The sequence below is a fragment of the Vreelandella halophytica genome (genome assembly GCF_968193635.1).
This window is the reverse complement of sequence record NZ_OZ309107.1, coordinates 2913539-2938353: the sequence shown is the minus strand read 5'-3', so window position 1 is coordinate 2938353 and position 24815 is coordinate 2913539. Positions and strand designations below refer to the sequence as shown.

The 24815-nt window shown below is 62.0% G+C and carries 15 protein-coding genes; 13 read left to right on the top strand and 2 right to left on the bottom strand.

From position 1 onward, the window contains the following. The first annotated feature begins 46 nt into the window (after window positions 1-46). The 9 genes from pilQ to ACWHXT_RS13470 all read left to right on the top strand — a co-directional run bounded on the left by pilQ (window position 47) and on the right by ACWHXT_RS13470 (window position 16397). Complete coding sequence (pilQ, locus tag ACWHXT_RS13510; RefSeq protein ID WP_447956215.1) at window positions 47-2146, top strand: type IV pilus secretin PilQ; 2100 nt, start codon at window positions 47-49, stop codon at window positions 2144-2146. Continuing rightward, window positions 2146-2712, top strand: coding sequence for a shikimate kinase AroK (gene aroK / locus ACWHXT_RS13505; RefSeq protein ID WP_447926776.1), 567 nt, complete (start codon window positions 2146-2148; stop codon window positions 2710-2712). The genes pilQ and aroK overlap by 1 nt, the downstream gene beginning before the upstream one ends. Continuing rightward, window positions 2709-3836: a 3-dehydroquinate synthase gene (gene aroB, locus ACWHXT_RS13500; protein WP_447956214.1), complete on the top strand. Its 1128-nt coding sequence runs from the start codon at window positions 2709-2711 to the stop codon at window positions 3834-3836. The genes aroK and aroB overlap by 4 nt, the downstream gene beginning before the upstream one ends. A 441-nt stretch (window positions 3837-4277) precedes the next feature. After that, complete coding sequence (gltB, locus tag ACWHXT_RS13495; protein WP_447956213.1) at window positions 4278-8720, top strand: glutamate synthase large subunit; 4443 nt, start codon at window positions 4278-4280, stop codon at window positions 8718-8720. Window positions 8721-8753: 33 nt separating this feature from the next. After that, on the top strand, window positions 8754-10172 hold the full coding sequence (locus ACWHXT_RS13490; protein WP_447956212.1) for an FAD-dependent oxidoreductase: 1419 nt from the start codon (window positions 8754-8756) through the stop codon (window positions 10170-10172). Between the two features lie 314 nt (window positions 10173-10486). Continuing rightward, window positions 10487-12148, top strand: a complete 1662-nt coding sequence (locus ACWHXT_RS13485) for a CTP synthase (RefSeq protein WP_447894070.1) — start codon at window positions 10487-10489, stop codon at window positions 12146-12148. Window positions 12149-12157: 9 nt separating this feature from the next. Then, the gene (kdsA, locus tag ACWHXT_RS13480; RefSeq protein ID WP_447926771.1) at window positions 12158-13033 is read left to right on the top strand and encodes a 3-deoxy-8-phosphooctulonate synthase; all 876 of its coding nucleotides are present in this window, start codon (window positions 12158-12160) and stop codon (window positions 13031-13033) included. 106 nt (window positions 13034-13139) lie between these two features. Continuing rightward, window positions 13140-14429, top strand: a complete 1290-nt coding sequence (gene eno, locus ACWHXT_RS13475) for a phosphopyruvate hydratase (RefSeq protein WP_447956211.1) — start codon at window positions 13140-13142, stop codon at window positions 14427-14429. A gap of 576 nt (window positions 14430-15005) precedes the next feature. Beyond that, a complete protein-coding gene (locus ACWHXT_RS13470) occupies window positions 15006-16397 on the top strand; it encodes an L-cystine transporter (protein WP_447956210.1) in 1392 nt (463 codons plus the stop codon). A 65-nt stretch (window positions 16398-16462) separates the two neighbouring features. Here ACWHXT_RS13470 and fdxA read toward each other — a convergent pair whose 3' ends face one another. Further along, a complete protein-coding gene (fdxA, locus tag ACWHXT_RS13465) occupies window positions 16463-16786 on the bottom strand; it encodes a ferredoxin FdxA (RefSeq protein WP_447529646.1) in 324 nt (107 codons plus the stop codon). Window positions 16787-16948: 162 nt separating this feature from the next. After that, window positions 16949-19573, bottom strand: a complete 2625-nt coding sequence (mutS, locus tag ACWHXT_RS13460) for a DNA mismatch repair protein MutS (RefSeq protein WP_447956209.1) — start codon at window positions 19571-19573, stop codon at window positions 16949-16951. A gap of 104 nt (window positions 19574-19677) precedes the next feature. Here mutS and ACWHXT_RS13455 point away from each other — a divergent pair, with 104 nt between their 5' ends. From ACWHXT_RS13455 to alaS, 4 genes are all read left to right on the top strand, one after another. After that, entirely contained in the window at window positions 19678-20187 is a 510-nt protein-coding gene (locus ACWHXT_RS13455) for a CinA family protein (RefSeq protein WP_447956208.1), read from the top strand. Window positions 20188-20328: 141 nt separating this feature from the next. Further along, entirely contained in the window at window positions 20329-21396 is a 1068-nt protein-coding gene (gene recA / locus ACWHXT_RS13450) for a recombinase RecA (protein WP_447926765.1), read from the top strand. A gap of 70 nt (window positions 21397-21466) precedes the next feature. After that, entirely contained in the window at window positions 21467-21913 is a 447-nt protein-coding gene (locus tag ACWHXT_RS13445; RefSeq protein WP_447958051.1) for a regulatory protein RecX, read from the top strand. A 188-nt stretch (window positions 21914-22101) separates the two neighbouring features. Beyond that, a complete protein-coding gene (gene alaS / locus ACWHXT_RS13440) occupies window positions 22102-24708 on the top strand; it encodes an alanine--tRNA ligase (RefSeq protein ID WP_447956207.1) in 2607 nt (868 codons plus the stop codon). Window positions 24709-24815: the final 107 nt, after the last annotated feature.

The window sequence follows — 24815 nt, the reverse complement described above, 5'->3', positions numbered from 1 at the left end:
GTTACTACTTATCGCTTGATAGACGTTGATCCGGGACCCGTTGTTTATGCTCATCACTGCCCGCTATACCGCGCTTTTCCTGCTCGCCCTCTGGCCTGCCATGGCCAATGCCGTGCTGTTGACCGATCTTCAGGTGCGCGAGGCATCCCAAGGGGAGGTGGAGCTTTTGCTCTCCTTCGACGGCCCTCCCGCCGAGCTCACCGGCTACGCGCTGGAGTCGCCGCCGCGTTTGGCGCTGGATTTGCCGGATACCCAAAGCGGGCTCGAAAACCGTAACCTGGTGGTCGACCAGGCGGGGGTCGAGCGGATCACGACCATTGAAGGGGGCGGGCGCACGCGGTTGATCGTCGAGCTGCAGGGGGCGCATACGTTTCGCTCGGCGCCGTCCCCCAGCCGGCTAAGCGTTTTCCTGACTCCGACCGGCGGTACGCCCCCGGCCGCGACGGCTTCTGCATCTACTTCAACCTCTACTGCCCAGGCTGCGACAACGCCGCCGGCGGCCTCTGTTGCCAGCGCTTCAACCCCCGCCAGTGCCAGCGGACCCCAGGTCGAGAACATCGACTTTCGCCGTGGCGCCAACGGCGCCGGGCGGCTGCTGGTCACGTTTAGCCAAAGCGGCGTGAGCGCCACTGTCGAGGAAGCCGACCGCGGCGTCGTGCTGGCCAACCTGGAAGGCGTGACCTTGCCGGATTCGCTCGACCAGATCCTCGATGTCACCGACTTCGCCACGCCGATCAACCGCATCACGCCGCGCGCCACCGCACGGGGGGTGCAGTTGGAGCTTCAAACCCAGGGGGCTTTTGCGATGCTCTCTTCGCAGAGTGGGCGGGTGCTGACCGTGGACGTGGAGCCCGTCGCCGAATCCGAATCGCTTGCCCAGCGGGGCGAGGAGAGCTTCACCGGCGACCGGCTGAGCCTCAACTTTCAGGATATCGAGGTGCGTTCGGTGCTGGCCACGCTTGCCGAGTTCACCGGCCTGAACCTGGTGGCCAGCGACAGCGTGACCGGGCGGGTCACGCTCAACCTGAACGAAGTGCCCTGGGACCAGGCGCTGGCGCTGATTTTGCAAAGCCAGGGGCTCTCGAGTCGCGAACAGGGCAATGTGATCGTCATCGCACCGGCGGGGGAGCTTGCCGATATCGAGCGCCAGGAGATCGAGTCGCGCAATCAGCGCCAGACCCTCACGCCACTGGTCACCGAATTCATCGAAGTGCGCTACGCCCGCGCCGAGGATTTCGCCCAGCTTTTGCGCGGTGGCGACGGCTTCGGGCTTTTGACCGACCGCGGTCGGGTCACCGTCGACCAGCGCACCAATACGCTGTTGGTTCAGGACACCGCCGAGCAGATTCGCGAAATACTCGCCACCCTCGACCGTCTGGACATCGCCGTGCGCCAGGTGCAGATCGAGGCGCGCATCGTCATCGCCCGGGACACCGCCTCGCGCGAGCTGGGCATCAACTGGGGCGTTTCGAGCACCCGCGGTTTTCAGCTCAACGAAGATGGCACGACCTACGGCCGACGCAATATCAACCCGGATGGCATCAACCGCGCCCAGGGCGGGCTTGCCGTCGACCTGGGGGCCGGCGCGGTGGCCGGCACCGGGTTTAGCTTTGGTTATCTCTCCGGCGACGTGCTGCTGGATCTCGAACTCAGGGCGCTCGAAAGCGAAGGCAAGAGTCAGACGATCTCCCAGCCGCGCATCATCACCGCCAACCAGCGCACCGCGACTATCCGCCAGGGCGAGGAGCGCGCGTTTCAGAGCGTGGATGTGCAGGGCAATCCGGATACCCAGTTCAAGGAAGCCGAGCTTTCGTTGGAGGTCACCCCGCAGATCACCCCGGATAACCGCATCATCATGGATCTTGTGATCAAAAACGACAGCTTTCGGGAAAGCGAATTCGGCGGCGAGCCGCCCATCGATACCAATCAGATCGAAACCCAGGTGCTGGTCGACAATGGCCAAACCGTCGTGCTTGGCGGTATCTTAACCACTGAGCAGCTCAGCCAAATTGCCAAAACCCCGTTATTGGGCGATCTACCCTTCCTCGGGCGGCTATTTCGCTACACCCAGGAGAGCAATGAAAAGGTAGAGCTGTTAGTGTTTATAACTCCACGACTACTAGATGATGGTTTGGCGGTTCGCTGATGCAGGATTTACCCAGCCTTTTTTTGGTCGGCCCCATGGGCGCCGGCAAAAGTACGATCGGCCGCTTGTTGGCCGCAGAGCTTTCGCGCACCTTTTATGACAGTGACCACGTCATACAGGATCGCTGCGGTGCGGATATACCCTGGATTTTCGATGTCGAGGGTGAGCTTGGCTTTCGCCAGCGCGAAATGCAGATGATCGACGAGCTGACCCGCCTGCAAGGCGTGGTGTTGGCCACCGGCGGCGGCGCGGTACTACGCGAAGAGAACCGCCAGGCGCTGCGAGAACGTGGCACCGTGGTCTATCTGCTCACGACGGTCGAACAGCAGCTAAGGCGCACCAGCCGGGACAAAAACCGCCCGCTGTTGCAGTGCGCCAACCGCGAACAGGTGCTGCGGGACATGTTCACCGCCCGCGACCCGCTCTACCGCGCCACCTCGGATGTGACCGTGCGCACCGACCGACGAAGCCCGCGGTCGGTGGTCAACGATATTCTCCGCCGTGCCCAGCGCCTCAACGACCCGCTCGAAAGCGCCTACCCGACCGATTCCAAGGTATCGTCATGACGTCAAGCGCCAAGCGCACCCTGAACGTAGCTCTTGCCGAGCGCAGCTACCCTATTCACATCGGCGCTGGTTTGATTGCCGAGCCCGGTCTGCTCGCCCCTTATATTGCGGGTAGCCAGGTGCTCGTGGTGACCAACGAGACCATCGCGCCTTTATATCTCGACACGCTCTGCCAGGCCTTGCCCGAGGCGTGTAGCGTACGCACGCTGGTACTGCCCGACGGCGAGCAGTATAAACGTATCGAGCAGGTCGAGCGCATCTGGGATGCGCTGCTCGGCGCCGGCTTCAACCGGCGCTGTACGCTGGTGGCGCTCGGCGGTGGGGTAATCGGGGACATGGTCGGCTTCGCCGCCGCCGCCTACCAGCGGGGGGTCGCGTTCATCCAGGTGCCCACCACGCTGCTCTCTCAGGTGGACTCCTCGGTGGGCGGTAAAACCGGCGTCAATCATCCGCTTGGCAAGAACATGATCGGCGCGTTCTGGCAGCCTAAAGCGGTGCTGGTCGATACCGATACGCTGACGACACTGCCTGACCGCGAGCTCTCCGCCGGGCTTGCCGAGGTGATCAAGTACGGCCTGATTCGCGACGAGGCATTTTTGAGCTGGCTCGAAGCCAATATGGAGGCGCTTCGCCGCGTCGAGCCCGAGGCCATTAGCGAAGCGATCGCGCGAAGCTGTCAGACCAAGGCAGATATCGTCGCCGATGACGAAACCGAGCAGGGCGTGCGGGCGCTTTTGAACCTGGGGCATACCTTCGGCCACGCCATCGAGGCGCACCAGGGCTACGGTAACTGGCTGCACGGCGAGGCAGTGGGCGCCGGCATGGCCATGGCCGCCGCGCTTTCTCACACGCTTGGCATGCTCAGCGCCGGGGACCTGGCCCGTACCAAAGCGGTGATCGAAAGCGCCGGGCTGCCGCTTGCCGCCCCCGAAGGCATGCAGGTCGAAGACTTTTTGAGCCGTATGCGCCTGGACAAGAAAAACATCGATTCCCGGCTTCGCCTGATACTGCTCGAGGCCCTGGGCCAGGCGGTGATCAGCGACCAGACACCCCCCGCGACCCTCGAAGCGCTGCTCCAGCGCTACCCCCGAGCCGTCAATCAAGGCGCCGCCGACCCGCGTTAGTCGTCTGCTCCCATGTTCAGGACCCGCCAGGATGGCGGGTCTTGTCGTTTCAGGGGCCCCGAATCTGCATTACCCATGTTAATCGGTATGCCGTATGCGCTATCGGCATGGGTTGTTGTGCCATGGTTAGACTAAAGTCTATGCGCCATTTGAGGCTTGTAGAGCGGCGTCGCTTTTGGGGTTAAGTGATTGACCGGGCTATATTTTTTAGTCGGGTGTTAATGCAAATGCAGGATTTGGCAAGGGTTTTGAGAAATTTCAGGCGGTCGGGCGATTGCGCCGGATGGGGGCGAGTGGCTATGCTGAGCGGCCATTTTCCTGCGGCAGCGAACGCATCAGAGCAGGGGGCTCGGGCGGGAAATACGTAGCATAATAAAAAGAAAACCCGCTATTAAAGCATAGAGTCGCTGCCAGTAAAACACCTTGACTAGAGGCACGCCCATGAACAAAGGTCTTCATCAGCCTGGCGAGTTTCGTGATAACTGCGGCTTTGGGCTTATTGCTCATATGCAAGGGGACGCCAGTCACGATCTTTTAAAGACGGCCATCGAGTCGCTGACGTGCATGACGCACCGCGGCGGTATCGCCGCTGACGGCAAAACCGGCGATGGCTGTGGGCTGCTTTTAAAAATGCCCACCCGGTTCATGCGTGAAACCGCCAAAGAGGCGCTGGACGTCGAGCTTGGCGAACACTTTGCCGTGGGCGTGATCTTTCTACCCGTTGACGAAACACGCGCCCAGCGTGCCCGGGAAACCCTGGAACGCGAGCTCGACCAGCGCGGACTCAAGCGCCTTGGCTGGCGCGAAGTCCCCACCGACGCCAGCGTATGCGGTCCCATGGCGCTGGATTGTCTGCCGCGCATCGAGCAGGTTTTCATCGAGCCCGGCGATAGCAGCAATTTCGCCGTGGATCTCTTCATGGCCCGGCGCTACGCCGAGCAGGCGCTCAAGGGTGACGAGGACTTTTACGTCTCTTCGCTCTCCTCTGAGGTGGTCTCCTATAAAGGCCTGGTCATGCCGGAAGATCTGCCGGCGTTCTACAAGGACCTGAACGACCCGCGCCTGGAAACCGCTATCTGCGTCTTCCACCAACGCTTTTCGACCAACACCGCGCCGCGTTGGCCGCTGGCGCAGCCGTTTCGTCTGCTCGCCCACAACGGTGAAATCAACACCATCGAGGCCAACCGCGGCTGGGCCAACTCGCGCAAGGCCAACTTCTCAAGCGAGCACCTGCCGGACATCGCCGAGCTCGACGAAGTCGTCAACACGACCGGTTCCGACTCCTCGAGCATGGACAACATGCTCGAAGTACTGCTCACCGGTGGTATGGAGCTTCATCGCGCCGTGCGTATGATGGTGCCGCCGGCCTGGCAGAACGTCGAAACCATGGACGCGGAGCTGCGCGCCTTTTATGAGTACAACTCCATGCACATGGAGCCCTGGGACGGCCCGGCCGGCGTGGTCATGACCGATGGCCGCCAGGCCGTGTGCATGCTCGACCGTAACGGCCTGCGCCCGGCGCGCTGGGTGATGACCAAAAACGGCTACATTACGCTTGCCTCCGAAACCGGCACCTACGGCTACAAGCCCGAGGACGTGGTCGCCAAGGGGCGCGTGGGGCCGGGGCAGATGCTCGCCGTGGATACCCAAACCGGTGAAGTATTGCACACCGACGATATCGACAACCGCCTGAAGTCTGCCTACCCCTATAAGCGTTGGCTCAAAGAGCAGGCCAGCTACCTGGAGTCGGCGCTGACCGAGCTTGCACGTTTTCAGAGCATGGATGCCGATTCGCTCAACGTGCAGCAAAAGATGTTTCAGGTGACCAGTGAAGAGCGCGACCAGCTGCTGCGCCCGCTGGCCGAAAGCGGCCAGGAGGCGGTGGGCTCCATGGGTGACGACACCCCCATGGCGGTGCTTTCCAGCCGCCCGCGCCTGCTCACCGACTACTTCCGTCAGAAGTTTGCCCAGGTGACCAATCCGCCGATCGATCCGCTGCGTGAGGCGATCGTGATGTCGCTGGAAACCTGCTGCGGCGCGGAGCTCAACGTGTTCAAGGCCACCCCCGAGCACGCGCACCGTCTGATTCTGACCACGCCGATCCTCTCGCCGCGCAAGTTCACCGCGCTGGTCAGTCAGGACGATCCGGCCTTTGCCAGCTGCCCGTTGCCGCTTGGCTATAACCCGGAGGAAACGAGTCTCAAGCAGGCCGTGACCGCGCTTTGCCAAAAGGCCGAAGAGCAGGTCAAGGCGGGCTGCGTGCTGCTGGTGCTCTCGGATGCCGAGCTTCCCAAAGGCGAAGTACCGATCCAGGCGGCGTTGGCCGTCGGCGCGGTGCACAGCCACCTGGGAAGGCTGGCGCTGCGCCCCAACGCCAACATCATCGTGGAAACCGGCTACGCCCGGGACGCCCACCAGATGGCGGTGCTCTTTGGCGTGGGCGCCACGGCGGTTTACCCCTGGCTTGCCTACCAGGTCATGGCGGACATGCACCGGGTCGGCGAGCTGACCGGCAACCCCGCTGATGGTCGCGAAAACTACCGCAAGGGGCTTCAGAAAGGGTTGTTCAAAATCCTTTCCAAGATGGGAATTTCGACGCTCGCCTCCTACCGCGGCTCACAGCTGTTCGAAGCCGTCGGCCTGAATGACGAAGTGATGGACACCTGTTTCGTGGGCATGGCCTCGCGCATTCAGGGTGCGGGCTTTAATGAGCTGCAGATGCAGCAGACGCTGGTGGCCAAGGATGCCTGGACGCCGCGCAAGGGAATCTCCCAGGGCGGCCAGTTCAAGTACGTCCACGGGTTTGAGTACCACGCCTACAACCCGGACGTGGTCATGACCTTGCAAGCGGCGGTGCAGGAGGGCAGCTACGCCAAGTGGAAGAAGTTCGCCCAGCTGGTCAACGAGCGCCCGGTCGCGACCATTCGCGATTTGTTGAAGCTCAAGCTCACCGGCGATTCGATCGAACTCGACGAGGTAGAGTCTGTCGAGGGTCTACTGCCGCGCTTCGATAGCGCCGGTATGTCGCTGGGTGCGCTCTCGCCGGAGGCCCACGAGGCGCTCGCCCAGGCGATGAACGAAGCCGGCGGGCGCTCCAACTCCGGCGAAGGCGGCGAAGACCACGCCCGCTACGGCACCATCAGAAGCTCGAAAATCAAGCAGATCGCCTCGGGCCGTTTCGGCGTTACGCCCTCGTATCTGGTCAACGCCGAGGTGCTCCAGATCAAGGTGGCCCAGGGCGCCAAGCCCGGCGAGGGCGGCCAGCTGCCCGGCGGCAAGGTGAACGAACTCATCGCCCGGCTGCGCTACGCCGTGCCTGGTGTCACGCTGATTTCGCCGCCGCCGCACCACGATATCTACTCGATCGAGGATCTGGCGCAGCTGATTTTCGATCTCAAGCAGGTCAATCCCGAGGCTCAGGTGTCGGTCAAGCTGGTCTCCGAGCCGGGCATCGGTACCATCGCCACCGGCGTTGCCAAGGCCTACGCGGACCTGATTACCGTCTCCGGCTACGATGGCGGCACCGCGGCAAGCCCGGTCACCTCGATCAAGCACGCCGGTTCCCCCTGGGAGCTGGGCCTGCCGGAGGTGCATCAGGCGCTGCGCATCAACGGGCTGCGCGACAAGATCCGCCTGCAGACCGACGGCGGCTTGAAAACCGGTCTGGACGTCGTCAAGGCGGCGATTCTGGGCGCCGAGAGCTTTGGCTTTGGCACCGCGCCGATGGTCGCGCTGGGGTGTAAATACCTGCGTATTTGCCATCTCAATAACTGCGCCACCGGTGTCGCCACCCAGGACGACTACCTGCGCGGCGAGCACTTTCGCGGCACCGTCGACATGGTCAAAAACTACTTCCGCTTCATCGCCGAAGAGGTGCGCGAGCTGATGGCGCTGATCGGCGTGCGCAAGTTGACCGACCTGATCGGCCGTACGGATCTTTTGGAAGTGATCGAAGGGCGTACGCCCGCCCAGCGTCAGCTGGATTTGACGCCGCTTTTGAAAAACGACTACGTGCCCGCGGACGCGCCGCAGTTTTGCACGGTGAACCGCAACGAACCCCATGACCCGGGGGCCAAGAACCAGGAGGTTCTCGATGCGTTGGCGGAAGCGATCGAAAATCGCTCGGGTGGTGAGTTCAGCTTCGATATCACCAACTGCGACCGTAGTGTAGGCGCGCGCTCCTCCGGCGCCATTGCCAAGCGTTACGGCGAAGAGGGTCTCGAAGAGGCACCGGTCACCGCGCGCTTTACCGGCGTTGCCGGCCAAAGCTTTGGCGTATGGAACGCCCGAGGTCTCAACCTTTATCTGGAAGGTGATGCCAACGATTACGTGGGCAAGGGCATGAACGGCGGTCGCATCGTGATCGTGCCGCCCAGGGTGAGCGAGTTCGAAAGCCACAAGACCTCGATCGTCGGCAATACCTGCCTTTATGGCGCCACCGGCGGCACGCTGTATGCCGCGGGCGTGGCCGGCGAGCGCTTTGGCGTGCGCAACTCCGGCGCCATGGCGGTCATCGAGGGCGCGGGCGATCACTGCTGCGAATACATGACCGGCGGTATCGTCTGCGTACTGGGGGAAACCGGCGTGAACTTCGGCGCAGGCATGACCGGCGGCTTCGCCTATGTGCTCGACGAAGAGCGTAACTTCGTGGATAAGTACAATCATGAGCTGGTGGAAATCCACCGCGTGAACACCGAAGCGATGGAAGCGTACCGCCGCCACCTGCGTGAGATGATCGAGGCGTACGTTGCCGAGACCGGTTCAAAACGCGGCGCGGCCATTTTGGAAGACTTTAGCGACTATGCGCGCCACTTCTGGCTGGTGAAGCCGAAGGCGGCGAGCCTGGGTAGTTTGCTGGATCAATCTCGGCGTCAGCCGCAGTAATCCAATGTGTCCATCGCCGAGAGGAGAGAGATCATGCCCAACCGTTTGAACAACGATTTCCAGTTTATCGATGTGGGTCGTAAAGACCCGCAGAAAAAAGAGGCGTACACCCGCGCCAAAGAGTTCGCCGAAATCTACGAGCCGTTCAAGCCCGTGGACGCGGCAAGCCAGGCCCACCGCTGCCTGCACTGCGGTAACCCGTACTGCGAGTGGAAGTGCCCGGTGCACAACTACATTCCCAACTGGCTGCAGCTGGTGGTGGAAGGCAACATCATCGAAGCCGCCGAGCTTTCCCACAAGACCAATTCGCTGCCGGAAGTGTGCGGGCGGGTCTGCCCCCAGGACCGGCTCTGCGAAGGTGATTGCACGCTCAACGACGGTTTCGGCGCGGTGACCATCGGCTCGATCGAGAAGTACATCACCGATACCGCCTTTGCCATGGGCTGGCGCCCGGACATGTCCAAGGTGGTATGGACCGATAAAAAGGTCGCGATCATCGGCGCGGGCCCGGCGGGGCTCGGTGCGGCGGATGTTCTCGCGCGCAACGGCGTCAAACCCGTGGTATTCGACCGCCACCCGGAGATCGGCGGGCTTTTGACCTTCGGTATCCCCGAGTTCAAGCTCGAAAAGAACGTCATGGAGCGCCGCCGCTCGGTATTCGAGGAAATGGGCATCGAGTTTCGCCTGAACGTCGAAATCGGCGTGGACATCGAGTTCGATACGCTGGTGCAAGAGTATGACGCGGTCTTTCTAGGCATGGGCACCTACCAGTACATGGAAGGCGGCTTTCCCGGCGAAGACCTGCCCGGCGTTTACAAGGCGCTCGATTTTCTGATCGCCAACGTCAATCGCCGGCTGGGCTTCGAGAAAGACCCGGCGGACTACATTTCGATGGAAGGCAAGCGCGTGGTCGTACTCGGCGGCGGCGACACGGCGATGGACTGTAACCGCAGCTCGATTCGCCAGAACGCCGAAAGCGTGACCTGCGCCTACCGCCGGGACGAAGAGAACATGCCCGGCTCGCGGCGCGAGGTGGCCAACGCCCGCGAAGAAGGCGTCGAGTTTCTGTTCAACCGCCAGCCCGTCGCGGTGGTGGGGGACGAGCAGGTCGAGGGCGTGAAAGTCGTGCGCACGCGCCTGGGCGAGGCGGATGAAAACGGCCGCCGCCGCCCGGAAATCGTGCCCGGCTCCGAGGAAGTGATTCCCGCAGACGCCGTGGTCGTCGCCTTTGGTTTCCAGGCAAGCTCCATTCCCTGGTTCGAAGGCGCGAGTGTGGACGTCGACGAGCGCCGCCTGGTCAAGGCCCCGGAGCACGGCCAGTACGCCTTCCAGACCAGCAACGAAAAGATCTTTGCCGGCGGCGATATGGTGCGCGGCTCGGATCTGGTGGTCACCGCCATTTTTGAGGGCCGCCAGGCCGCCGAGGGGATGCTGGATTACCTGGGCGTTTGAGTTTGACGTTTTAGTGTGACCAAAAGCGGGCCGTGGCGACACGGGCCGCTTTTTTATGGTGTTTTGAAAATGGTGTCTTGAAAAGGGTGGCACGGCCGGGGAAGGCTGGCGCCTTCCATCGCCCAATGGAATTGGGCTCCTACAAGGACGGCGGTGGCACATTCATCGTGGTGGTCAGCGACCTGTTTGAGGCGGCGGGAGTCCCGCTGACCCGATAGTTCAAATTGAGCCTTTAGGCGTACTCTGTTATTCTGCCATCCCATCCTGGTGTGGCTTTCTGCAACACCCATTGATCACGTTCTTACAGGTTTTCCATGACACGATATATCTTCGTGACCGGCGGCGTTGTGTCCTCTCTTGGCAAGGGCATCGCGTCGGCCTCGCTGGCGGCGATTCTAGAGGCCCGCGGCCTTAAGGTCACCATGCTCAAGCTCGACCCGTACATTAACGTGGACCCGGGCACCATGAGTCCCTTCCAGCACGGCGAGGTGTTCGTCACCGAGGATGGCGCTGAAACCGATCTGGACCTTGGCCACTACGAGCGCTTCATTCGAACCAGGATGACCCAGGGCAACAACTTCACCACCGGCCGGGTCTACGAGCACGTGCTGCGCAAGGAGCGCCGCGGCGACTACCTGGGCGGTACGGTGCAGGTGATTCCGCATATCACCGACGAAATCAAACAGCGCGTCTACGACGGCGGTAAAGGCTTCGACGTGGCGCTGGTCGAGATCGGCGGCACCGTCGGCGATATCGAGTCGCTGCCGTTTTTGGAGTCGATTCGCCAGATCCGTAGCGAGCAGGGCGCCAACCGCGCGCTGTTCATGCACCTGACGCTGGTGCCCTACATCAAGACCGCCGGCGAGACCAAGACCAAGCCGACCCAGCACAGCGTGAAAGAGCTGCGCTCCATCGGTATCCAGCCGGATATCCTGATTTGTCGTAGCGAAGTCGAGCTCGAAGAGAGCGAGCGGCGCAAGATCGCGCTGTTCACCAACGTCGAAGAGCGCGCGGTCGTGCCGCTACAGGATGCCGATACCATCTATCGCATTCCGCTGATGCTTCACGAGCATGGCCTCGACGACATCGTCTGCGACAAGCTGCGCCTGGAAGCCGGGCCCGCCGATCTCACCGAGTGGGTGAAGGTGCTGGACGCCAAGCTCAACCCGCTGAAGTCGGTCAGCATTGCCATGGTCGGCAAGTACATGGAGCTGCTGGACGCCTACAAGTCGCTCAACGAAGCGCTGATTCACGCCGGTATCCAGGGGCGTATCAAGGTCAATATCGACTACATCGACTCCGAAGACATCGAGCGCCACGGCACCGAGCGTCTGGCGGGTAAAGACGCCATTTTGGTGCCCGGCGGCTTTGGCGAGCGCGGTGTGGAAGGCAAGATCAAGACCGCCCAGTTCGCCCGCGAAAACAACGTGCCGTATCTGGGGATTTGTCTCGGTATGCAGGTCGCGGTCATCGAATTCGCGCGCAACGTGGCGGGCTGGACGGATGCCAACTCTACCGAGTTCACCCACGACACCCAGCACCCGGTGGTCGGCTTGATTACCGAGTGGATCAACGCCGAGGGCAAGATCGAGCTGCGCGATGCGGCATCGGATCTTGGCGGCACCATGCGCCTGGGCGGGCAGGTATGCCACCTGGCGCCGAATAGCCGCGCCCGCGAGGCCTACGGCTCGGATGAAATCGTCGAGCGCCACCGCCACCGTTTCGAGGTGAATAACCAGTTCATCGACGAGCTGGAAAAAGCGGGCCTTGTGATCTCCGGCAAGAGCGTGGATCAGTCGCTGGTCGAGATGGTCGAGCTTTCTGACCACCCCTGGTACGTGGCGTGTCAGTTCCACCCGGAATTCACCTCCACCCCGCGGGACGGCCATCCGCTGTTCTCGGGCTTCGTGAACGCCGCGGTCGAACACAAGGCGCAACGTACGCGCGCTCACGCCGCGCCCCACGACCACGATTAAGGGACGATCATGACCTCACACGACTCTTCGCCGTCCACTTCCAGCGAGCGTCATATTTCCGTTGCCGGCCTAACCGCCGGCAATTCTTTGCCGCTGATGCTGTTGGGCGGCATGAACGTGCTGGAGTCTGCCGAGCTTGCCGATGAGGTGGCCGCCGCCTACGTTGAGGCCACCACGGCACTTGCCATGCCCTACGTGTTCAAGGCGAGTTTCGACAAGGCCAACCGTAGCTCCGTGCACTCCTACCGGGGGCCGGGGCTCGAGAAGGGCCTCCAGATCCTGGCCGATATCAAGGCGCGCTATAACGTGCCGATCATTACCGACGTGCACGAGCCCCACCAGGCCGCCGCCGCTGCACAAGTGGCTGATATCATCCAACTGCCCGCGTTTTTGGCTCGCCAGACCGATCTGGTCGTGGCCATGGCCGAAACCGGGGCGGCGATCAATATCAAAAAGCCGCAGTTTCTCGCCCCGCACGAGATGCGCCATATCATCACCAAGTTTCAGGAGGCCGGGAACGACCGCTTGATGCTTTGCGAGCGTGGTTCGAGCTTTGGCTACAACAACCTCGTGGTGGACATGCTCGGCTTTGGCGACATGAAACAGACCGGCTACCCGCTCTTTTTCGATGTCACCCATGCGCTGCAGCGCCCGGGCGGGCGTGCTGACAGCGCCGACGGGCGCCGCGCCCAGGTGGCGGAACTCGCCCGGGCCGGCGTTGCCGTAGGCTTGGCCGGGCTCTTTTTGGAAGCGCACCCGGACCCGGACAACGCCAAGTGCGACGGGCCCTGCGCGCTGCCGCTGGATCAACTCGCGCCGTTTTTGACCCAGCTTTCAAAGCTCGATGCGCTGGTGAAGGGCTTCGAGCCGCTCGCCATTCGCTAACCGGCCGGCCAGGCCCTGATATCAGGTTCGAGTACCTGAACTGACGCACGCGTGCGTCAACGGGAAACATCGCTATTCAGTAAACCGACAATCAAAGGACGCTGTCATGACCAAAATTGTGGATATCACCGCGCTTGAAGTGCTGGATTCCCGCGGTAACCCCACCGTAAGCGCCACGGTGCGTTTGGAAAGCGGCGCGATAGGCCAGGCGTGCGCCCCCAGCGGCGCTTCGACCGGCTCCCGCGAGGCGCTCGAGCTTCGCGACGGCGACAAAACGCGCTACCTGGGCAAGGGTGTTTTGAAAGCCGTGGGCGCGGTCAATGGCAGTATCCGCGAGGCACTCGTCGGTATGGACGCCCGGGATCAGCGCGGCCTGGACAACGCCATGCTGAAACTCGATGGCACCGACAACAAGGCGAACCTGGGCGCCAATGCGATTCTTGCGGTATCGCTGGCGGCGGCCAAGGCGGCGGCGAACGCCAAGGGCGTCGCGCTTTACGCTCACATTGCCGAGCTTTACGGCAAGCCTGGCCACTACAGCATGCCCGTGCCGATGATGAACATTCTCAATGGCGGCGAGCACGCGGATAACAACGTCGATATCCAGGAGTTCATGGTTCAGCCGGTGGGGGCTTCCAGCTTCTCCGAGGGGCTTAAGGTCGGCGCGGAAATCTTCCACGCGCTGAAAAAGGTGCTCGCCGCCAAGGGGCTTTCCACCTCCGTTGGCGACGAAGGCGGCTTCGCGCCAAATCTTTCCTCCAACGCCGAGGCGCTGGCGGTGATCAAGCAGGCGGTGAGTGATGCCGGCTACACCCTGGGCCAGGACGTCACTCTGGCACTGGACTGCGCCTCCTCCGAGTTTTACAAGGATGGCCAGTACAATCTTTCCGGCGAAGGCAAAAGCTTCGACGCCCAGGGCTTCACCGACTACCTGGCAGGGCTTTGCGATGACTACCCGATCGTCTCGATCGAAGACGGCATGGACGAGTCCGACTGGGACGGCTGGAAAGCGTTGACCGACAAGCTCGGCGACAAAATCCAGCTGGTCGGCGACGATTTGTTCGTAACCAACACGCGTATCCTCAAGCGCGGCATCGACGAGCAGATCGGCAACTCGATTTTGATCAAGTTCAACCAGATCGGCTCGCTCTCCGAGACCCTCGATGCGATCCAGATGGCCCAGGATGCCGGCTTTACCGCCGTGATCTCACACCGCTCCGGCGAAACCGAAGACACCACCATTGCGGACCTGGCCGTGGGCACCGCGGCGGGCCAGATCAAGACCGGCTCGCTTTGCCGCTCGGACCGGGTCGCCAAGTACAACCGGCTGCTGGCGATCGAAGCCGAGCTTGGCAATGTCGAGTACCCGGGCTTGAAAGCGATCAAAGGACAGTAAAGTCCAGGCCTCTGGTGTAAGCATTGTCTTAAGAATTTGTAAGAGATCGCTTACTTAGGCCGTCGATATCCGCTTATAAGCGTTAGGATCCGAGCGCTTTTATCGACCGCGATTTATCCAAGCATTTGAAATGTAAGTTTTTTGTCATTGAGGCGGGCCTGCGGGCTCGCTTTTTTTGGGCGGTTGGCGCTTTTTGTGCAGCGCTGAATCTCTGGCACACTGTGATCAGGACAAGGGGAGGCAAGGATGCTTTAGGCAGTATAGAGCGTAATGTTGAAGGTGCGCCGAGTGACCAGACGATCGTGGCCTCGGCAGGGAGAAGTACCCAGGAAGTTCGACACAGGGAGTGGTCAGAGAAAGTGCTTGGAGCGGGCGGCCTATGGGCCGCCTTTTTTATGCCCGTATGAGCACCGGCGGTAGGCTAATCGCTAAATCTATCAGTAGTTATAAGAAAAACGCATTGTTATTCCTTTCCTCTATTAATTACCATTGCGCGCCTGAATTAGCAGACTATCAATTTAGCGCTGCTTTCCCGGTGCGCTTTTGCACCGCACTCGCTATCAGGAGGCGGCTACTATGCCCTGGTTAGTTGTTATCAACGTATTGGTTTTGGCGTTAGCGATCGCGCTTTTGGCGCGCTGGCAGCGCCGCGGAGCGAGTCTTTCCCGTGTGGTGCTGGTGGGTCTGGTCGCGGGTGTCGTGCTGGGCGCCATTTTGCAGGCGCTTTTCGCCGATACCGCCACGCTGGCCGGCACCCTCGACTGGGTAAATCTGGTTGGCGGCGGCTATGTGCAGCTTTTGAAGATGATCATCATGCCGCTGGTACTGGTGACGATCCTTTCGGCGGTCACGCGCCTTCACGACGCAAGCTCGCTTGGCAAGATCAGCTTCGGGGTGCTGGCCGTTTTGATGCTGACCACCGCGATTTCAGCGGTGATCGGTATCGGCATGACGCAGCTGTTCGGCCTTTCCGCGGAAGGTCTGGTGCAGGGCGCGCGGGAACTCGAGCGCGGCCAGGACATCATCGAGCGCAGCGCCCAGGTGTCGGATCTCACCGTGCCGCAGCTGCTGCTGTCGTTCATTCCCAGTAACCCGTTCCAGGACCTGGCCGGCGCGCGGCCCACCTCGATCATTAGCGTGGTGATCTTCGCGACCTTTTTGGGCCTGGCCGCACTGGGCATCAAGCGCGAAAACGCCGCGCTCGGCGACAAGCTGATCGAGGGCATCGACGTGGTGCAGAAGTGGATCATGCGCCTGGTACGTATGGTGATTCGCCTCACGCCTTATGGGGTCATGGCGCTGATGACCCGAGTGGTGGCGACCTCGAATCTCGACGACATCCTGGGCTTGCTCGGTTTCGTGGTGGCCTCCTACGTGGGCCTGGCACTCATTTTGGTCATGCACGCGCTCTTTTTGTCCGGGGCGGGCGTCAACCCGCTGCGCTACTTCAAGAAAGTATGGCCGGTGCTCACCTTCGCGTTCACCTCGCGCTCGAGTGCTGCGACCATTCCGCTCAATATCGAAGCCCAGGTGGACCGCATCGGCGTGCCGCCGGCGATTGCCAACTTCGCCGCCTCCTTCGGCGCGACCATCGGCCAGAACGGCTGCGCGGGTCTTTATCCTGCGATGCTCGCCATGATGATCGCCCCTACGGTCGGGGTCGATCCACTCTCGCTCGAGTTTTTGGGTACCCTGGTGCTGGTGGTAACGCTTGCTTCCTTCGGCATTGCCGGGGTCGGCGGCGGGGCGACCTTTGCCGCGATCATCGTGCTCTCGACGCTGGATCTGCCCATTGCGCTGGCCGGGCTTTTGATCTCCATCGAGCCGCTGATCGACATGGGCCGCACGGCGATCAACGTCAACGGTTCGATGACCGCGGGCACGGTCACCAGCCGCCTGCTCAAGCAGCACGACGGCGCGGTCTTCGCCGCGGACTCCGAGGAGCTTGGCGAGCCCAAGGCGGTCTAAAGCGCTTTCTTTTAGGCCCAAAAAAGCCACCCTCGGGTGGCTTTTTTTATGGGCGATACTCGAACCTAGCGCTCGAGCTTGTCCATCTTGCCGGTTTTGCCGTCCCACTCTTCGGCGTCCGGCAGCGGGTCTTTCTTCTCGCTGATATTGGGCCAGACATCGGCAAGCTCGGCGTTGATCTCGATGAACGGTTGCTGACCCTCCGGAAGCTCGTCTTCCGAGAAGATCGCCTCGGCGGGGCACTCCGGCTCACACAGCGCGCAGTCGATGCACTCGTCCGGATGAATCACCAAAAAGTTCGGACCTTCGTAAAAGCAGTCGACCGGGCAGACTTCTACGCAGTCGGTATATTTGCACTGAATGCAGTTTTCGGTAACGACAAACGTCATCGGTTTATCCCTCTTGCATGGCCACCGCACGGTATGGCCATGGCGTGTCGTGAATGATAGTTAATCGTGAATGGTTATAAATCAGCCGTTTTTTAGAAGCTAAAAAATATGGGCCGTATTCTAGAGGTGCCTATGCCCCGCGGCAAGCGCCAACTGCACCGCTTATAGAAGCTCGCGCCACTGATACAAAAGCTCGAGGGCCTCGCGGGGCGACAGCGCGTCGACCTCCATGCCCTTGAGCGCTTCCACGACCGGGTGCGGCGCACTGGCGAACAGGTCGTTTTGCTGGGGCGTTTGGCTGGCAGCGGGCTGGCGCTCGCCCCCATCAACCGGTTGCCCCTGCACGTTTCGTTGCGGCTCACCTGTATCGCGTTGCTGCTCGTCTATATCGCGTTGCTCAAGGGCCACGAGCTTTTGCCGCGCCCGGGCAATCACCCCGGCGGGCACACCGGCCAGCTGGGCGACCTGCAGGCCGTAGCTTTGGCTGGCCGGGCCGGCCTCGATGCGGTGCATGAACACGATGCTGTCGCCGTGTTCGGTGGCGGTCAGGTGGATGTTGGCCACGCCCTGGGTCTGGTCGGTTAGCCCGGTCATCTCGAAATAGTGGGTGGCAAAGAGCGTCAGCGCTTTGGTCGCGGCCAGCTGCTCGGCGCTTGCCCAGGCAAGGGACAGCCCGTCGAAGGTGCTGGTGCCACGGCCGATCTCGTCCATCAACACCAGACTCTGCTCGGTGGCGTTGTGCAAGATATTGGCGGTTTCGGTCATCTCCACCATGAAGGTGGAGCGCCCGCCGGCCAGGTCATCCGAGGAGCCGATACGCGTGAAGATGCGATCCAGCGGGCCGATTTCCGCGGATTGGGCGGGCACGAAGCTGCCGCTATGAGCGAGCAGTGCGATCAGCGCGGTCTGGCGCATGTAGGTCGATTTACCGCCCATGTTGGGGCCGGTAATGATCAGCATGTGCCGTTGGGGGGAGAGGTCGATATCGTTGGGCACGAAGGGCGCCTGGCTTACGTGCTCGACCACCGGGTGGCGCCCGGCGCTTACGTGAATGCCGGTGTGGGCCGTGAGCGTCGGGCGTACCCAGTCCAGCGCCTCGGCGCGCTCGGCAAAGGCGCACAGCACGTCGAGTTCCGCCAGCGCCTGGGAGGTGCCCTGGAGCTCGTGGAGCAGAGTGTTGAGCTCGCCCAGCAGCCGCTCGTAGAGCCATTTTTCTCGCGAGAGCGCCCGAGACTTGGCCGATAGCGCCTTGTCCTCGAACTCCTTGAGCTCGGGGATGATGAAGCGCTCGGCGTTTTTCAGCGTCTGGCGGCGAATGTACTCCGCCGGGGCCTGTTGGGCCTGGGCGCGGGGTAGTTCGATGAAGTAGCCGTGAACCCGGTTGTAGCCCACCTTCAGGTGGGAAAGGCCGGTGCGTTCGCGCTCGCGCCGTTCGAGCTCGATCAAATAATCACCGGCGTTCTCGGCAAGCCCCCGGTGCTCGTCGAGCTCGCTATCGAAGCCCTGGGCGATGACACCGCCGTCGCGAATCACCACCGGCGGGTTGGTGATGATCGCCCGGCTCAACGTATCGGCCATCTCCGGGTAGGGGCGAATATGCGGCTTGAGGCTATCGATGGCGCTGCCGCTCTCGACTTCTTCTAAAAGCCCCTGCAGCGTGGGCAGGGCATTGAGCGCGTCGCGCAGCTTGGCCAGATCGCGGGGGCGGGCGCTGTAGAGCGCCACGCGGGCCAAAATACGCTCGATATCCCCTAGTTCGGAAAGCGCTTCGCGCAGCGCCATATAGGCGCCGTCCAGGGTAAGCAGTGCCACGCCCGCCTGGCGGGCCTGAACGACTTGGGTTTGGCGCAGCGGGCGGTTGAGCCAGCGCTTTAAAAGCCGCGAACCCATGGCGGTGGCGCAGGTGTCCAGAACGCTTGCCAGGGTATTATCGGTGCTGCCGCCCAGATTGAGGTCGATTTCCAGATTGCGCCGGCTGGCGGCGTCGATCACCACCGCGTCGTCCCGGTTTTCCACGGTAATGGCGGTCACGTGGGGCAGGCGCGAGCGCTGGGTGTCCCGGGCGTAGTCGACCAGCACGCCGGCGGCGACCAGCGCGGTGGTCAGGTGGGCGCAGCCGAAGCCGCGCAGATCCTGCACCTCGAACTGATCACAAAGGCTGCGCGTGGCGCTTTCCAGATCGAAAAGCCACTCGCCCTGGCGGCGCAGGCTGCGCTTTTGCGACCACGCCTCGGGCAGGGTCAGGTTCTCCGGCACTAAAAGCTCCGCCGGCGCCAGGCGGGTCAACTCGGCCAGCATCTCCGCTTCGCTTTCGACTTCGAGCACGTTGAAGCGCCCGCTGGAGAGCTCGAGCCAGGCCAGGCCAAAGCGCTCCTTGCCCGGGCACAGCGCGACCAGCACGTTGTCGCGGCGGGCATCGAGCAGCGCTTCGTCGTGCAGCGTGCCGGGGGTGACGATGCGCACCACCTGGCGCTCCACCGGGCCCTTGCTGGTGGCCGGGTCGCCGATCTGCTCGCAGATCGCGACCGATTCGCCAGCGCTTACCAGTCGGGCCAAATAGCCTTCGGCGCTGTGGTAGGGTACACCGGCCATGGGAATCGGCTTGCCGCCGCTTTGGCCGCGGGCGGTCAGGGTGATATCCAAAAGCGTGGCGGCACGCTTGGCATCGTCGAAGAAGAGCTCGTAGAAATCCCCCATCCGGTAAAAAAGCAGGACCTCGGGGTGTTCGCGTTTGATTTTGAGGTATTGCGCCATCATTGGCGTGTGCGCGGGGCTGGCCTGTGACATGGGCGTCCTGATTGAGCGTGGCGCAAACGTATTGCGCCATGTTCTATGGGCAAGTGAAACGCAGTATTCTACGCTGAACGGAGCGCTTACATGAAGGAGTCTGCATGGCCGCTGACGCGTCTGGTTTGAAAAATCTCGATCTGGCGCTTCTTTCGAAGCGCCTGGGCAGGCTTTGCCTTGCTCGAAACGTTACGCTGACCACCGCGGAGTCCTGCACCGGCGGTGGGATTGCTACGGCGATTACCGCCGCGCCAGGTAGCTCCGGCTACTTTGAAACCGGCGTGGTCACCTACTCCAACGCCGCCAAGACCCGCCTTCTGGGTGTCGCAGAAGAGACCCTTGGCGCCCACGGCGCGGTGAGCGAGGTGGTGGTCAATGAAATGGTCAAGGGGGCGTGCCGGGAAAGCGGTGCAAGCCTTGGCGTGGCGGTGAGCGGCGTGGCAGGCCCGGGGGGTGGCAGCACCGATAAGCCCGTCGGGCTCGTCTGGCTTAGCGTGGGCGATGAAGCCCGCCAACACGCCCAACGCTTCGTCTTTCCCGGTAGCCGTCAGGCGGTGCGCGAGCAGGCGGTACGCGAGGCGCTGGTGGCCCTGATTTTGCGCCTATCGGACTAACGAAGCGGTCATCGAAAGGCGCTGGAAGTACCCAACATGGCATGGTTTGGCGTAAATAAATAGCGTGTCAGGGATAGGTTTTAGCGCTATTATTTGGCATAATACTGGCTAATTATACAGGTTGTTACGAGGACGCTTTAAATGGCTCAAGATGAAAACCGCACAAAAGCACTGAACGCCGCGCTCGGCCAGATCGATCGTCAGTTCGGCAAGGGCACCGTCATGCGTTTGGGCGATGCGCCGCGGGTGGTCATGCCATCGGTATCGACCGGCTCGCTCGGCCTCGATATCGCCCTCGGCATCGGCGGGCTTCCTTATGGGCGCGTGGTGGAAATCTTCGGGCCGGAGTCCTCGGGTAAAACGACGCTGACGCTGTCGGTCATTGCGCAGGCGCAAAAGCAGGGCAAGGTGTGTGCCTTCGTGGACGCCGAGCACGCCCTCGACCCAAGCTACGCGGAAAAGCTGGGTATCAACCTGGACGACCTGCTGGTGTCCCAGCCGGATACCGGTGAGCAGGCGCTCGAAATCACCGACATGCTGGTACGCTCCGGCGGCGTCGACGTCATCATCATCGACTCCGTGGCCGCCCTTACGCCGCGCGCCGAGATCGAAGGCGAAATGGGCGACACTCACGTGGGCCTTCAAGCCCGCTTGATGTCCCAGGCGCTGCGTAAGATCACCGGCAACATCAAAAACGCCAACTGTCTGGTGGTGTTCATCAATCAGATCCGCATGAAAATCGGCGTGATGTTCGGCAGCCCCGAAACCACCACCGGCGGTAACGCGCTGAAGTTCTACTCCAGCGTACGTTTGGATATTCGCCGTACCGGCTCGGTGAAGTCCGGCGACGAAGTCACCGGTAACGAAACCCGCGTCAAGGTCGTGAAGAACAAGGTCGCGCCGCCTTTCCGCCAGGCCGAGTTCCAGATTCTTTACGGCAAGGGGATCTACCACGCCGGCGAGGTGATCGACCTGGGCGTGCAGTGCAACCTGGTGGATAAAGCCGGCGCCTGGTACAGCTACAAGGGCAGCAAAATCGGCCAGGGTAAAGCCAACGCTTCCCAGTACCTGGAAGAGCATCCGGAGATCATGGAAGAGATCGAAAGCCAGATTCGCGAGCAGCTTCTTGCCAAGCCCGACCCGAAAAAAGAGGAAGAGGTTGCGGCACCGGCGGAAGCCGATGCCGACGGCGAAGATAGCCTGATCTAAGTGCTGGCAATGCAAAGCTTCGGAGACGTCCGTGTTTGGCACTAAAAACGCGACCCCGCGCGGGGTCGCCATGGATCTTCTGGCGCGGCGCGAGTACTCTCGCGCCGAGCTTTTCGAGAAACTCACCCAAAAGAGTTTCGAGGACGGGGAGATCGAAAGCTGTCTGGACGCCCTGCAGGAGCAGGGGCTTCAAAGCGACAGCCGTTTCGCCGAAAGTTTCGTGCGCTCACGCATTCTGCGCGGGCAGGGTCCGGTGCGTATCAAAATGGAGCTTAGGCGCCGCGGTGTGGAAAGCGACCTTCAAGCGGAGGCTTTCGAATCCGTTCAGACCCAGGAACGAATCGACTGGTTCGAGCTTGCCTTCGAGACGCTTTCAAGGCGCTTCAGCGATTCCGGGGCGCCGGCCGGTGAATCGTTCGTTCCCCCTAAAGAGCGCGCCAAACGCGAACGCTTTCTCGCCAATCGTGGCTTCGACTTCGATCAAATTCGCTACGCGCTGTCCCGGCTGGACACTTGAAGCGCGCATTCAGTCCCTCTGTCTTTCCCTAATTCCCTCTGGTTTTCGCCTAATTCCCTCTGTTTGACCCGGCCACGCCCATCGTGGCTTTAGTCGTGGGGCAACTTCGTTATAATAGATGTTTTGCGTGCCCCAGGGTGGTGGCGACAGCGCCCCGAGGCATCACGTTTTATTGTCACGGAACCCCTATGAAAAGCGCAGAGATCAGGCAGGCCTTTCTAACCTATTTCGAGGAGCACGGACATACCGTGGTTCCCTCGAGCTCGCTGGTACCGGGCAACGACCCGACGCTGTTGTTCACCAACGCGGGCATGGTGCCGTTCAAGGACGTGTTTCTGGGTCGTGACCCGCGCCCCTACGTGCGCGCCACCTCGGCCCAGCGCTGCGTGCGCGCCGGCGGCAAGCACAACGACCTGGATAACGTCGGCTACACCGCGCGCCACCACACCTTTTTCGAAATGCTGGGTAACTTCAGCTTCGGCGACTACTTCAAGCGAGACGCCATCCGCTTTGCCTGGCGCTTTTTGACCGAGACCCTGGGGCTGCCCAAAGAGAAACTTTGGGTCACCGTGCACATAAGCGATGAAGAAGCCGAACGGATCTGGAAAGACGAGATCGGCATCGACCCGGCGCGTTTCTCGCGCCTCGACGAAGACAACTTCTGGCAGATGGGCGATACCGGCCCCTGTGGCCCGAGCTCGGAGATCTTCTTCGATCACGGTGCTGACGTATGGGGTGGCCCGCCGGGAAGTCCGGAAGAGGACGGCGACCGCTACATCGAGATCTGGAACCTGGTCTTCATGCAGTTCGACCGTGACGCCCAGGGCACGCTAAACCCGCTACCCAAGCCGTCGATCGACACCGGCATGGGCCTCGAGCGCGTGGCGGCGGTGATGCAGGGCGTGCACTCCAACTACGAGATCGACCTGTTCCAAAACCTGCTCAAGGCGGCGGCCAAGGCCACCGGCTACAGCGACTTGGAAGCGCCGTCGCTGCGCGTCATTGCCGACCATATCCGCTCCTGCGCGTTTTTGATCGCTGACGGCGTACTGCCGTCTAACGAGGGCCGCGGTTACGTATTGCGCCGGATCATCCGCCGCGCGGTGCGCCATGGTCACAAGCTAGGCGCGACCGGCGCGTTTTTCCATACGCTGGTCGCCGCCCTCGACGCCGAGATGGGGGACGCCTACCCGGAGCTTCGCGAATCCAGCGATCAAATCGCCCGGGTACTGCTCAAGGAAGAAGAGCAGTTCGCGCGCACCCTGGATCACGGTATGGGTCTCTTGAATGAGGCGCTCGAGTCTTTACAAGGCGATACGCTGCCCGGCGAGACGGTCTTCAAGCTTTACGATACCTACGGCTTTCCCTTCGATTTGACCGCCGACGTGTGCCGCGAGCGTGGCGTCAAACTCGACGAAGAGGGCTTTCAGCAGGCGCTTGAAGCCCAGCGCGAACGTGCCCGGGCCGCGAGCCAGTTCGGCGCCGATTACAGCGCCAATATCGAGCTCGACGGCACCACGGACTTCACCGGCTACGAGCTTTTGGCCGATGACGCCAAAGTCACCGCGCTGGTGGATAGCGAAGGCAACGCGCTCGCCGCGCTCGAGGCAGGCCAGAAAGGCATCGTGGTGCTGGACCGCACGCCGTTTTACGGCGAGTCCGGCGGCCAGGTAGGCGATACCGGCTACTTGCATGTCGAGGGCGGGCGTTTTCAGGTCAACGATACGCAAAAGCAAAGTGGTCACCATCTGCATCAAGGTGTGATGGTCGAAGGCACGCTCAGCGTGGGGGCGGATGTGCGCGGCGAGGTCGACACTGGCCTGCGTGCTGCCACCGTGCGTAACCACTCTGCCACTCACCTGCTGCACGAAGCGCTGCGTATGGTGCTGGGCGACCACGTCCAGCAGAAGGGGTCGCTGGTTAACGCCGAGCGGCTGCGCTTCGACTTCAGCCACTTCGAAGCGTTGACGGCGGAGCAGCTCAAGGAAGTCGAGCGGCTGGTCAATGAGCAGGTGCTGGCCAACGCGCCGACCAAAACCGAGCAGATGAGCCTCGAGGAGGCGAAAGCCAAAGGGGCTGCGGCCCTGTTCGAGGCGAAGTACGCCGATAACGTCCGCGTGTTGACCATCGGCGCTGACGATTTCTCCATCGAGCTCTGCGGCGGCACCCACGTGGCGCGAAGCGGTGATATCGGCTGCTTCCATATCGTGACGGAGGCGGGCACCGCCGCCGGCGTTCGCCGTATCGAGGCGATCACGGGCGAAAACGCGCTGGCGTACTTCTACCAGCAAGAGGCCGCCCTGGAGCGGCTGGGGGCGCGGCTCAAGACCAAGCCCGAGCAGGTCGAATCCCGCATCGAATCGCTTTTCGAGCGCAACCGCACCCTCGAAAAAGAGCTCGAGCAGCTCAAGGCGAAGCTGGCAAGCTCGGCGGGCAGCGATATGTTGAGCCAGGCGCAGGAAGTCGGCGGCGTGAAGCTGCTGGCCACCCAGCTCGAAGGCGTTTCCGGTAAGGATCTACGCGGTATGCTCGACCAGCTCAAGAACAAGCTGGGTTCCGGGGTGATCCTTTTGGCGGTGGCCGACCAGGCGGCGGGCAAGGTGAGCCTGATCGCCGGTGTCACCGACGACTTGACCCACCGCGTGAAAGCCGGCGAGCTCGTCAATCACGTGGCCGCCCAGGTAGGCGGCAAAGGCGGCGGACGGGCCGATATGGCCCAGGCCGGGGGTAGCCAACCCGATGCCTTGCCGGGGGCGCTTGAAAGCGTACCGGCCTGGTTGGAAAGCGTGCTCTAAGCAAGGGGCCGGTGGCAGCGTTGCCACCGGCCTTTTTTATATTCATCGGCGTAGTAGCTGGCGCGGGTTTCCAACGCCAATGCCGGGCTAGTCTACTATTACTCTTT